The 12,029-nt window shown below is 73.4% G+C and carries 11 protein-coding genes; 6 read left to right on the forward strand and 5 right to left on the reverse strand.

From position 1 onward, the window contains the following. The first annotated feature begins 47 nt into the window (after positions 1 to 47). Genes LX12_RS01175 through hflX form a run of 4 tightly spaced genes read left to right on the forward strand, consistent with a single transcriptional unit; the run spans position 48 to position 4,237 of the window. Positions 48 to 836 carry a class III extradiol ring-cleavage dioxygenase family protein gene (locus LX12_RS01175; protein ID WP_253652673.1) on the forward strand — a complete coding sequence of 263 codons (789 nt, stop codon included), beginning with the start codon at positions 48 to 50 and terminating at the stop codon, positions 834 to 836. Then, entirely contained in the window at positions 829 to 1,737 is a 909-nt protein-coding gene (miaA, locus tag LX12_RS01180) for a tRNA (adenosine(37)-N6)-dimethylallyltransferase MiaA (protein WP_253652674.1), read from the forward strand. The genes LX12_RS01175 and miaA overlap by 8 nt, the downstream gene beginning before the upstream one ends. A gap of 27 nt (positions 1,738 to 1,764) precedes the next feature. After that, positions 1,765 to 2,688 carry a diaminopimelate epimerase gene (dapF, locus tag LX12_RS01185; protein ID WP_253652675.1) on the forward strand — a complete coding sequence of 308 codons (924 nt, stop codon included), beginning with the start codon at positions 1,765 to 1,767 and terminating at the stop codon, positions 2,686 to 2,688. Between the two features lie 7 nt (positions 2,689 to 2,695). Next, positions 2,696 to 4,237 carry a GTPase HflX gene (gene hflX, locus LX12_RS01190; RefSeq protein ID WP_253652676.1) on the forward strand — a complete coding sequence of 514 codons (1,542 nt, stop codon included), beginning with the start codon at positions 2,696 to 2,698 and terminating at the stop codon, positions 4,235 to 4,237. Between the two features lie 88 nt (positions 4,238 to 4,325). On the opposite strand, the gene LX12_RS01195 is transcribed toward hflX, so the two are convergent. From LX12_RS01195 to LX12_RS01210, 4 genes are all read right to left on the reverse strand, one after another. Next, the gene (locus LX12_RS01195; RefSeq protein ID WP_253652677.1) at positions 4,326 to 4,586 is read right to left on the reverse strand and encodes an HPr family phosphocarrier protein; all 261 of its coding nucleotides are present in this window, start codon (positions 4,584 to 4,586) and stop codon (positions 4,326 to 4,328) included. 32 nt (positions 4,587 to 4,618) lie between these two features. Further along, positions 4,619 to 6,736 (reverse strand): PTS fructose transporter subunit IIABC, encoded by a 2,118-nt coding sequence (locus tag LX12_RS01200; protein ID WP_253652678.1) that lies wholly within the window; start codon positions 6,734 to 6,736, stop codon positions 4,619 to 4,621. A gap of 85 nt (positions 6,737 to 6,821) precedes the next feature. Then, the gene (locus LX12_RS01205; RefSeq protein WP_253652679.1) at positions 6,822 to 7,793 is read right to left on the reverse strand and encodes a 1-phosphofructokinase family hexose kinase; all 972 of its coding nucleotides are present in this window, start codon (positions 7,791 to 7,793) and stop codon (positions 6,822 to 6,824) included. Continuing rightward, entirely contained in the window at positions 7,790 to 8,557 is a 768-nt protein-coding gene (locus tag LX12_RS01210; protein ID WP_253652680.1) for a DeoR/GlpR family DNA-binding transcription regulator, read from the reverse strand. The genes LX12_RS01205 and LX12_RS01210 overlap by 4 nt, the downstream gene beginning before the upstream one ends. A 199-nt stretch (positions 8,558 to 8,756) precedes the next feature. On the opposite strand from LX12_RS01210, the gene LX12_RS01215 reads away from it, so the two are divergent. Beyond that, positions 8,757 to 10,454 (forward strand): putative PEP-binding protein, encoded by a 1,698-nt coding sequence (locus LX12_RS01215; protein WP_253652681.1) that lies wholly within the window; start codon positions 8,757 to 8,759, stop codon positions 10,452 to 10,454. An 87-nt stretch (positions 10,455 to 10,541) separates the two neighbouring features. Here the strand turns inward: LX12_RS01215 and lexA are convergent, their stop codons facing one another. Beyond that, on the reverse strand, positions 10,542 to 11,222 hold the full coding sequence (lexA, locus tag LX12_RS01220) for a transcriptional repressor LexA (RefSeq protein WP_253652682.1): 681 nt from the start codon (positions 11,220 to 11,222) through the stop codon (positions 10,542 to 10,544). Positions 11,223 to 11,425: 203 nt separating this feature from the next. Between lexA and LX12_RS01225 the strand changes: the two genes are divergently transcribed. Then, the gene (locus LX12_RS01225) at positions 11,426 to 11,959 is read left to right on the forward strand and encodes a LysM peptidoglycan-binding domain-containing protein (protein WP_253652683.1); all 534 of its coding nucleotides are present in this window, start codon (positions 11,426 to 11,428) and stop codon (positions 11,957 to 11,959) included. The last annotated feature ends 70 nt before the right edge of the window (positions 11,960 to 12,029 follow it).

Here is a 12,029-nt window from a genome sequence, read left to right on the forward strand (position 1 = left end):
ACGCGCGCACGTCGTCCCCACGCGCTCGATCGGTAGCGTGTGCAGGCGTGCTCGCTGCCGTCGCGATCGTGCCGGGGTCGCCGTCGCTCGTACCCGCCCTCACCGGTCCCGACACGACCGGTCCCGCAGCCGATCTCGACGTACCTCGGCTCGCGGCCCGTCGGGTGACCGACCGTCTCGCCACCGCGGCGCCGGGTCGATGGGTCGCCCTGTGTGCCGCCGACGTCCACGATCCCGTCCCGGTCGGGGACACCGGTATCCGGTGCGGCGACCTCCCCGTCGACGGGACGTACCGCGGCTTCGGGGTGGACGTCCGGGTGCGTCTGCAGCCCGGGGCGTTCCCGACCGACGTCGACGACCTGATGCCGACGACGCTGCTCGCGGCGGCCTGGCTGCGCAGCGAGGAGGCGCCCACGGTGACCGTCGACCCGGTGGTGGTCGCGCCGACGCTCGACGCCGTCGGGGTCACGTCTGCGGCCCGGGTCGTCGCCGATCTCCTCGCGGGCCACCCCGCGCCGACGGGGCTGCTCGTCGTCGCCGACGGGTCGACCGGTCTCACCCCGAAGGCCCCGGGTGGCCTCGTCGAGGGCGCCGACGCGGTGCAGGCGACGGTCGACGCCGCGATCGCCCGCGCCGATCTCGACGCCCTGACGGCCCTCGACGTCGACGACTGCGCCCGCGCGCGGATCGACGGTCGCGCGGTCCTGCAGATCGCCGCCGCGGTGGTGCGCGACGCCGGCACCCCCGTCGTCGAATCCGAATCCCTCTGGCACGGTGCGCCCCTGGGCGTGGGTGGGCACGTCGCCTGGTGGCGGATCGGGCCGGCCGGTGCCTGATCGCCCGGTGGCCGTCGTCGGTCCGACCGGCACGGGCAAGTCCGATCTCGCGCTCGACATCGCCGAGCGGTGGGGCGGGGAGATCGTCAACATCGACGCGATGCAGCAGTACCGCGGCATGGACGTCGGCACCGCGAAGGTGCCCGTCGCCCAGCGGCGCGGGATCCCGCACCACCAGCTCGACGTCCTCGACGTCACCGAGATCGCGACCGTCGCGCGCTACCAGCGCGCCGCCGGCGCCGACGTCGAGGACATCCTCGCCCGCGGTCGGCTCCCGGTCATCGTCGGCGGTTCGATGATGTACGTGCAGTCGCTGCTCGACGACTGGTCGTTCCCCGCCACCGACGACGCCGTGCGCGCCCGCCTCGAGGACGAACTGGCCGACCGGGGCGTCGCCGCGATGCACGCACGCCTACAGGAGGTCGATCCCGACGCGGCCGCGTCGATCCTGCCCACCGACGGTCGACGGATCGTCCGTGCGCTCGAGGTCGTGGAGATCACCGGTGAGCCGTTCGCCGCCTCGGCCCCGCGCATCGGGACCCCGCGGTGGTCGACCGTGATCGTCGGGCTCGACCGCGACACCACCGAGCTCGACGACCGCCTGCGGTCCCGCACCGAGGCGATGTTCTCCGGTGGGCTGCTCGCGGAGGTCGCCGGACTGGTCGGGCACGGGCTGCGCGAGGGGCGGACCGCGTCCCGCGCGATCGGCTACGCGCAGGCCCTCGCCGTCCTCGACGGCACGATGACACCGGCCGACGCGGTCGAGGCGACGTTCGTCGGTACCCGCCGGTACGTCCGCCGCCAGCGGTCCTGGTTCCGCCGTGACCCGCGGGTGCACTGGCTCGACGCGGGTGCCCCCGGGCTGGTCGACGCCGTGGCGGCGGTGCTCGAGCCCGGCTGAGGCACGCTCGGTGACTACCCTGGGGGGATGGCCGACGTCGACACCGCGCTCCCGTTCGTCAAGGGACACGGCACCGAGAACGACTTCGTGCTGCTCCCGGACCACCAGGCCCGGCTCGACCTCACCGAGGACTTCGTCGCCGCGCTCTGCGATCGCCGCGCCGGCATCGGCGGCGACGGTCTCCTGCGGGTGGCGCGCACCGACGCACTCGTGATCGCGGGTGTGCTCGACGAGATCCCGGCCGGCGTGTCGAGCTCCGACTGGTTCATGGACTACCGCAACGCCGACGGGTCGATCGCCGAGATGTGCGGCAACGGCGTGCGGGTGTTCGCGCACCATCTCGTCGTCGCGGGTCTCATCGACCGCACCGAGTTCGTCGTCGGCAGCCGCGCCGGCGGTCGTCGTGTGCACGTCCGGTCCGCCGATGCCGCCGACGCCGACGTCACCGTGGAGATGGGACCGGTCCGGATCGGGGAACGCAGCAGCACGACCCTGGGCCGACAGCTCGACGGGGTCGCGGTCGACGTCGGCAACCCGCACCTGGCCTGCGTCGTCGACGACCTCACCGTCGCCGACCTCGACCGCCTGGACTTCACCGGCGGCGCCGTGGTGGACACCGGTGTCTTCCCGCACGGGGTGAACATCGAGGTGCTCACACCCGTCCGCGACGGCTCCGTCCACATGCGTGTCCTCGAACGCGGCGTCGGGGAGACCCGCAGCTGCGGCACCGGGACCGTCGCCGCGGCGGCCGCGGCCCTGCTGGCCCAGACCGGGAAGCCGCAGGGCGCCCTCGACGTTCACATACCGGGAGGCACCGTGACCGTGACGATCACCGACGACGGCGCCACCCTGCGTGGGCCGTCGCGCCTCGTCGCCGTCGGGACCGTCTCCCTGCCGGAGGCGACCGGCAGCCCCGCCGAAAACCGGGTGCACGTCGCACCGTCGGTGTGAGTCACTGATGGCGGCACCCGACCACGATCCGATCACCGAACCCGACCGCCGACGGGGCACCGCCCCGTCGCGTCCTTCCCCCGAGGAGACCACCTTCTTCACCGAGAACACCTCCGGCGTCGCCTACGCCGACGACGACACACAGGACACAATCACCGGCTACCGCCACACCCCGACCACCGGCGAGCTCCAGCTCGACGAACGGTCGTCGCTGCAGCGTGTGCCGGGTCTGTCCACCGAGCTCACCGACATCACCGAGGTCGAGTACCGACAGCTGCGCCTCGAGCGCGTCGTGCTCGTCGGTGTCTGGACCGAGGGCTCCCAGCAGGCCGTGCAGGGACGTATGGCCGAGCTCGCCGCCCTCGCCGAGACGGCCGGGTCCGAGGTCCTCGACGGCGTCGTCCAGCGCCGCGACCGACCCGACCCCGCGACCTACATCGGTTCCGGCAAGGCCCATGAACTGCGCGAGGTCGTCCTCGCGACCGGCGCCGACACCGTCATCTGCGACGGCGAGCTGACCCCGGCGCAGCTGACCGCGCTGGAGAAGGTGGTCAAGGTCAAGGTCATCGACCGCACCGCGCTCATCCTCGACATCTTCGCCCAGCACGCCACGTCCCGGGAGGGCAAGGCGCAGGTGGCGCTGGCACAGATGGAGTACATGCTCCCGCGCCTGCGCGGCTGGGGTGAGTCCATGTCCCGACAGGCCGGCGGTCGCGCCGGCAGCAACGGCGGCGTGGGCCTGCGCGGTCCCGGTGAGACGAAGATCGAGACCGACCGTCGTCGCATCCGCGAGCGGATGGCTAAGCTGCGGCGCGAGATCCGCGGGATGAAGACCGCCCGCACCGTGAGTCGTACACGGCGCAGGTCGTCGGTGGTGCCGACCATCACGATCGCCGGGTACACCAACGCCGGGAAGTCCAGCCTCATCAACGCGATGACCGGAGCCGGTGTCCTGGTCCAGGACGCGCTGTTCGCCACCCTCGACCCGACCACGCGCCGGGCCACGCTGGACGACGGCCGCGAGGTGACGTTCACCGACACCGTCGGCTTCGTCCGCCACCTGCCGACGCAGCTCGTCGAGGCGTTCCGGTCGACGCTGGAGGAGGTCGTCGACGCCGACGTCGTCCTGCACGTTGTCGACGCGTCGGACCCGATGCCGATGGACCAGATCTCGACGGTGCGTCGGGTCATCGCCGACGTCGTCGCCGAAGAGGACGCGGTGTCACCCCCGGAGATCCTGGTGATCAACAAGATCGACCGCGCCGACCCCCTCGTGCTCGCGGCGCTGCGCGGGGAGTTCCCCGACGCCGTGTTCGTCTCGGCGGTCACCGGTGCGGGTCTCGAGGACCTGTTCGCGCGGGTGCGCGAGGTGGCGAGTCGTCACGACGTCGACATGACCGTCCTCGTGCCGTACTCGCGTGGGGATCTGGTGTCGCGCATCCACGCCCACGGTGACGTGCTCGACACCGAGCACGTGGTCGACGGGACACGCCTGCACGTGCGTGTGCCACCGGCGCTGGCCGGCGAACTGCAGGAGCTGACCGTCTGACGCCCCCTGCGCCGGACCCTCGGAGCCGGACACGACGCGGCCCCCGATGCTCGAGAGCATCGGGGGCCGCGTTCGTCGGACCGGTCGGTCAGTCGGCGTCGAGGTCCTTCGCGACGAGGCCGGCGATCGAGTCCAGCGTGGGCTGGTCGTCGGCGGTGACGACGACCTGCGTCCCCTTCTCCGCGCCGAGGGTCATGATCATCAGGGCCGAACCGGCGTCGACGGGCTCACCGCCCTCGACGGCGAGCGTGACGGCGGAGCCGGCGGCCGCGACGGCCTCGGCGATGATCGTCGCGGGCCGGGCGTGCAGTCCGACGGCGGAGCCGACCGGAACGGTGGTGCTGGGCATGGGGTGGGTCCCTTCTTCGGTGACGGGTGTGGTCAGGCTGCCACGGGGGTGGCGGCCGGGGTGGCGGTGACGGTGTCCTTGGTGGTGCGGACGCGCATCTCCTTGAGGGCGACGACGATCGCGGCGGCGACCACGGTGCCCGCGGCGAGGGCCACGAGGAACCCGAGGACGTTGCTCATCGCGAAAAATACGAAGATGCCGCCGTGCGGGGCGCGCAGGCCCACGTCGAACGCCATGGTGATGGCGCCGGTGACCGCGCCGCCGGCCATCATCGAGGGGATGACGCGCAGCGGGTCGGCCGCGGCGAACGGGATGGCGCCCTCGGAGATGAACGAGGCACCGAGCAGCCACGCGGCCTTGCCGTTCTCACGCTCGGGCTCGGTGAAGAGCTTCGGGCGGACGAGGGTGGCGAGGGCCATCGCCAGCGGCGGGACCATGCCCGCCGCCATGACCGTGGCCATGATGTGCAGTTCGGCGGGACCACCGGTGGCGAGTCCCTGGACGGCGAACGCGTAGGCGGCCTTGTTCACCGGGCCGCCGAGGTCGAAGCACATCATCAGGCCGAGCACGATGCCCAGGATGATCGCGGAGCTGCCGGACATGTTCGACAGCGCGCTGGTCAGCTCGCGGGTGACCCACGCCAGCGGACGACCCAGGACCATGAGCATCAACGCGCCGGTGATCAGGGTCGCCAGCAGCGGGATGATGACGACCGGCATGAGACCGCGCGCCCACTGCGGCAGCGGGATCCGGCTGATGTAGAGCGCCACGAAGCCGGCGATGAGACCACCGACGAGGCCGCCGATGAAGCCGGCACCCACGGTCGCGGCGATGTAGCCCGCGGTGAAACCGGGTGCGAGACCGGGCCGGTCGGCGATCGCGAAGGCGATGTAGCCGGCGAGCGCCGGGACCAGGAAGAAGAACGCCAGCGAGCCGATCTCGAAGAACACCCCACCGAGGTACTGCATGATCCCGCCGGACGGCAGGTTGGTGAGGCTGTTGCTCAGCGCGATGGTGGCGCCGATCGGGTCGGTCGCACCGTCGGGCTTCAGTGCGATCTCGTACCCGCCGAACAGGAATCCGAGGGCGATGAGCAGACCACCCGCGGCGACGAACGGGATCATGTAGCTGACGCCGGTCAGCAGGATCTGGCGCAGACGGGTGCCCCAGCCCAACTCGCTGCCGGACGACGCGGATGCGGCGCCGGCGGCGGCCGCGGTGCCCGAGACCCGGGGAGCCGACGGGTTGCCCGCCGCGGCGACGGCGTCGGCGATCATGGCGTCGGGCTCGTTGATGGCGCGCTTGGTGCCGGACTCGACGACGGGCTTGCCCGCGAACCGCTCGCGGCCCTTGACGCCCACGTCTGTGGCGAAGATGACGGCGTCGGCGGCCGCGATGACCGCGGGGTCGGCCGGGGTCGACTTCGACGATCCCTGGGTCTCGACGACGAAGTCCACCCCGGCACGCTCGGCGGCGTAGGTGAGGGAGTCGGCGGCCATGTAGGTGTGGGCGATCCCGGTGGGGCACGCGGTGATCGCGACGATCGACGTGCGCTTCCCGGACGCCGTGGTGCCGGTCGGCTCGGCCGAGGCCGGCGCCGGGGTGGCTGCGGCGGGCGCGGCGGCGGCACCGGTGGCGCCGGCGGCGGGGGTCGGGGACACGACGTCGCCGACGAGGTCGACGACCGTCGCGGCGTCGGGCGCCGAGCGCAGCGACGCGACGAAGTCGGGACGGACGAGAGCCCGGGCGAGCGCGCTCAGCAGCTTCATGTGCTCGGAGCCACCCGATGCCGGTGCGGCGATGAGGAACACGATGTCGGCGGGGCCGTCGGCGGCGCCGAAATCGACCCCGGGTGCCAGGCGGGCGAACGCGAGGCTCGCCCGCGTGACGCCCTCGGTGCGGCAGTGCGGGATGGCGATCCCGCCGGGCAGCCCGGTGGGCGACTGCGCCTCGCGGGCCAGCGCGGCCTCGACGAGGCCGTCGGCCTGCGTCGCGCGCCCCGTCTCGACCAGCAGGCCGGCGAGATGTGTGATGACCGCGGCGGTGTCGGACCCGGCGTTCACGTCGAGGGCGACGGTGGCCGTCTCGATGATCGCCGACGCCTGCGGGTCGGAGCCCGGGGTGACCGGGCCGGGATGGGTGGTGGACATGGTGCCTCTTCTGTTCAGGTGGGACGGTGCTCGTGGGATGTGATGCGGGAGTGCGTCGGTCGTCGGTGCTCGGCGACCGTGGTCGTCAGACGAATGGTGTGGACACCTCGCTCACCCGCACCGCGTGCAGCGCGAGGTCACCGGGGGAGGGGGGCTGGGTCCCGGGCAGGGCCGCCGCGGCCGATCCGTGTGCGACGGCGGCGCGCAGGGCCTCCGCGGGTCCGTGACCGGCCATGTCCGCCAACAGGTATCCGGCGAGCGTGGCGTCGCCGGCGCCGACCGTGCTCACCGGCGTGATCGGCGGCGGTGACGCCTGCCAGGCCCCGTCGGCCGTGACGAGGAGCGCGCCCGCCGCGCCGAGGGTGGCGAGGACGGCGCAGCCACCGGAGCCGACGACCGACCGCGCCGCGTCGAGGGTGGGGGTGAAATCCCCACCGGCTGCGGCGGAGTCGAGGTCGGCCACGTCGGCGCCGGTGATCTCACAGAGCTCCTCGGTGTTGGGCTTGATCAGGTCGACCGACCCGTCGGCGAGGGCGCCGACCAGTGCGGCCAGGGGTGCCCCGGAGGTGTCGACCGCGACGCGGCAGCGCGATCCCGACAGGGCCGCGGCGATGCGCGCGTAGAGATCGGCCGGGACCCCGGGCGGCAGCGACCCGCACAGCGCGACCCAGTCCGCGTCCTCGGCGACGTCGAGCACGAGCGAGAACAGCCCGTCGATCTGCGCGGGGCCGAGCGTGGCGCCCGGGAGGTTCAGCTTGGTCGTCGTCCCGTCGGGTTCGGTGACCGTGATGTTGGTGCGGACCTCGTCGGCGATCTCGACGGTGCGGTGGTGCAGACCCACCGCGTCGAGTCCGAGCAGGAGGGGGTCGCCGGCCGGGGCGGGCAGGATCGCGGTGGTCGCGACCCCGGCGACCTGGGCCACGCGGGAGACGTTGATGCCCTTGCCGCCCGGCTCGCTGCGGGTGCCCAGGGCTCGGACGACGGCGCCGCGCTCGAGGACGCCCGGCAGGACGACGGTGCGGTCGAGGCTGGGGTTGGCGGTGACGGTGACGATCATGCGATCACGACCTCGACGCCGAGCGCGGACAGGCGGGCGGAGAAGGCGGGATCGATGCCGTCGTCGGTGATGAGCACGTCCACCGCGGCGATGTCGGCGAAGCTGCGCAGGTCCTCCCGGCCGATCTTGGTCGAGTCCGCGAGCACGACGACACGTTGCGCGGCCGCGACCATGGCCGACTTCACCGCCGCCTCCTCGATGTCCGGCGTCGACAGACCGTGGTGTTCGGTGAGGCCGTTCGTGCCGATCATCGCGACGTCGACCCGCAGGTCGCCCAGCGCGGCCAGCGGTGCGGGACCGACGGCGGCCTGGGTGATCCCGCGGATCCGTCCGCCGAGGAAGTGGAGGTCGGCACCGGGGTGCTCGGCCACCGTCGACGCGACCGACAGCGAGTTGGTGAAGACGGTGAGGCTGCGGTCGCGGGGGAGACGGGCGGCGGCCTGGATGGTCGTGGTGCCGGCGTCGACGACAAGGCTGCCGCCGTCGGAAGGGATGAACCGGCACGCGGCGGCCCCGATGCGCATCTTCTCGTCCGGGCGGGCGTCGGCGCGCTCGGCCACACCGAGTTCCGACGGCCGGACGGCGTCGACGGTGACGGCGCCGCCGTGCACGCGGCGCAGTGCGCCGACCCGTTCCAGCGCGGCCAGGTCGCGGCGCACCGTCTCGCTGGTGACCGCGAACTCGCGGGCGAGCGCGGTCACCGACGCCCGTCCGTGGTTCGCCACCTGCTCGGCGATGGCCTGCTGTCGCTCCTCGGCGTACACCGTGGCTCCTGTCGTCGTCGGCGCCCCGGTGTCCGTGGATCAGGTGATCCGTGTGGATTTCTGTGGGTGCCGGTGTTGGTTCATGTCTGTTTACGCTTGACTGTGTTGACAAGTCAAGCATTTCTTGTAATTTGAGTCACAACAGCCGGTCCACCGGGGCCGGGACACCATCCATCCGTCGCCGACCCGAGGTGAACCCATGACCGCTCACGCCACCGCCGCACCCGACTCCGGGACGGTCCTCGTCGGGACCCCGGTGGTCGCCGGCGTCGCCTACGCCCCGGTGATGTGGCCGGGTGCCCGCCCCGCCCTCCCGGGACCGGGCACGCCGCCCGCGGACGTCGAGGCCGAGTGCGCGCGGTTCGTCGCGGCGGCCTCGGCCGTCGCCGACCGTCTGCGGTCGCGGGCGTCGGCGGCCACCGGTGTCGCATCGGAGGTGCTGTCGGCCACGGCCGCCCTGGCCGAGGACCGCGGGTGGATCGGCGCGGCACAGAAGGAGATCCGCGGCGGGGCGCCGGCGCCCAACGCCGCCGTCGCGGCCACCGAGCAGTTCGTGACCCTGTTCACCAAGCTCGGCGGCCTCATGGCGGAGCGGGTCACCGACCTCCAGGACGTCCGAGACCGTGTCCTCGCGGAGCTCGCGGGGGAGCCCGAGCCGGGGATCGCACGGCCCGACCACCCCGTCGTCCTGTGTGCCGACGACCTGGCCCCCGCCGACACCTCCGGCCTCGACCCCGCCGTCGTGACCGCGCTGGTCACCCGCCTGGGCGGGCCCACCAGCCACACCGCGATCATCGCCCGCCAGCTCGGCATCCCGTGTGTCGTCGCCGTCACCGGGCTCGACGACGTGCCCGCGGGCGCGCCGGTGCTGGTCGACGGTGCCACGGGCGCGGTCACCGTCGGCCCCGACGAGGAGACCGCCGCCGCGGCGGTGCAAGACGCCCGCGCGGTCGCCGCCGAGATCGCGCGCTGGTCCGGACCCGGACGCACCGCGGACGGACACGACGTCGCGATCCTGGCCAACGTCCAGGACGGAGCGTCCGCGCGGGCCGCGACCGACCACCCGGTGACGGGCGTCGGCCTGTTCCGCACCGAGCTCGCGTTCCTCGACCGGGCCTCCGAACCGACCGTCGACGAGCAGACCACGCTGTACCGCGAGGTGATCGAGGCGTTCGCGGACACCCCGGACCCCGCCAAGATCGTCATCCGCACCCTGGACGCGGGATCCGACAAGCCGCTGGCGTTCGTCGACGCGGGTGTCGAGGCCAACCCGGCGCTCGGTGTCCGCGGCCTGCGCGTCGCCACCGCCCACCCCGCGCTGCTCGAGCACCAGCTCGACGCGATCGCCACCGCGGCGGTCCAGGCAGGCGCGACCCCGTGGGTCATGGCCCCGATGGTCGCCACCGCGGCCGAGGCCCGCGCCTTCGCCGCGCAGGTCCGCGACCGGGGGCTGGTCGCCGGCGTGATGATCGAGGTGCCCTCGGCGGCTCTGCTCGCCCCCGCGATCCTCGCCGAGGTCGACTTCGTGTCGATCGGCACCAACGACCTCACGCAGTACACGATGGCCGCCGACCGGATGTCGGCCGACCTGGCCACGCTCACCGACCCGTGGCAGCCGGCGGTCCTCACGCTCATCGAGCGCGTCGCCGCAGCGGGCGCCGCCGCCGGCAAGCCGGTCGGGGTGTGCGGTGAGGCCGCGGCCGACCCGCTGCTCGCGTGCGTGCTGGTCGGCATGGGTGTCACGTCGTTGTCGAGCGCGCCCGCGGCCGCCGCCGCGGTGGGTGCGGCGCTGGGACGGGTCACCCTCGCGGCCTGTCGCGCGGCCGCCGACGCGGTCCTCGCGACGGCCGACCCCGCCGACGCGCGTGCGGCCGCCACCGCGGCGCTGCAGAGCTGAGCCGCACGGCCCACCCACACAGCCCCACCGACGACACGAGGCGCCCTCCTCGCAGGAGGGCGCCTCGTGTCATCGAGGAGAGCGGGATCAGATGCGGCGCATCACGGTGACGACCTTGCCCAGGATCACGGCCTCGTCGCCGGGGATCGGGTCGAACGCGGGGTTGTGCGGCATCAGCCAGACGTGGCCGTCGGCGCGCTTGAAGGTCTTGACCGTCGCCTCGCCGTCGATCATGGCCGCGACGATGTCGCCGTTGTCGGCCACGTTCTGCTGACGGACCACCACCCAGTCGCCGTCACAGATGGCGGCGTCGATCATGGACTCACCCACGACGCGGAGCAGGAACAGCGCGCCGTCGCCGACGAGTTCGCGGGGGAGCGGGAAGACGTCCTCGACGGCCTCCTCGGCCAGGATCGGCCCACCCGCGGCGATCCGGCCGAGGACCGGGACGAACGTCGGGGTCGGCAACGGGGTCGCGCCGCTGTCGCCGCCGTCGCCCGGGTCGTTCTCCTGCACGTTCACCGCACGCGGGCGGTTGTGGTCGCGCTTGAGGAAGCCCTTGCGCTCCAGCGTGCGCAGCTGGTGGGCGACCGACGACGTGGAGGTGAGGCCGACCGCGTCGCCGATCTCCCGGATGCTCGGCGGGTACCCGCGCTCGCGGACCGACGTGCGGATGACGCGCAACACCTCGAGCTGGCGCTCGGTGAGCTCGCTCTCGGCGGGGGCGGTCGTCCCGGTGCCGCCGGGGGTGATGGTCGTGTCGGACACGGCGTCCTCTCCTTCGCGATGCGGTGCGCGCGGGGCGGGTGCCCGCGTCCTGAGGCGTGCATCTGTCCTGCTCGTGCCCCGACCGTAGTGCACCGGGTCACGACTTTCAAACATTTGTTCGACGGTGTGTCGACCGTGTCGGAGGCCCGTGGTAGAACTCGAACACACGTTCTTTCGAACGCCTGATCGAGAAGGAGATCGCGATGAGCCAGTCCCTCATGGCCCCCGGCGTCACCCGTCCTCGCGCGGCCCACGTCGAGCCCCGCACGGCTCGTCGCCACCCGCTCGACCCGTCGCCCCGCCGCAGCGCGCGGGTCGCGGCACCGACGCCCGCCCGGCCGCGGACGCGCCCCGCCGCCACCGAGCCGCGTCGCCCGGTCGCGCCCGCGCCGCGGCCCGTCGGGTCCGTCTGCCGCACGGGATCGGAGCGGTCGGGACTGATCCGCCCCGCCCGCGTGGGGTGGGGGGCCGCGATCCTCGCCGGCCTCGCGCTCGCCGTGGCCGTCTGGGCGGTCGTCGTCGGCGGGTCGATGGTCGCCGACGACCACGCCCCGGCGGTGGTCGGCAGCAGCGTCGTGCACGTGCGCGGCGGTGAGTCGCTGAGCGCACTGGCCGCCCGGACCGTCCCCGACGCCCCCGTCGCACAGGTCGTGGCCGACATCCGCGAGATGAACCACCTCGAGGGCTCCGCGCTCGTCCCGGGGCAGCCGTTGCTCGCACCGCAGTACGCGCGCTGAACCGTCCCGTCTCCCGGCAGTGATGTCGTACCCGCTGCTCGTGTCCACGGCGACGTGGGTACCGGTCGTG

This window comes from Williamsia serinedens, from assembly GCF_024171725.1.
Lineage (GTDB): Bacteria > Actinomycetota > Actinomycetes > Mycobacteriales > Mycobacteriaceae > Williamsia_A > Williamsia_A serinedens.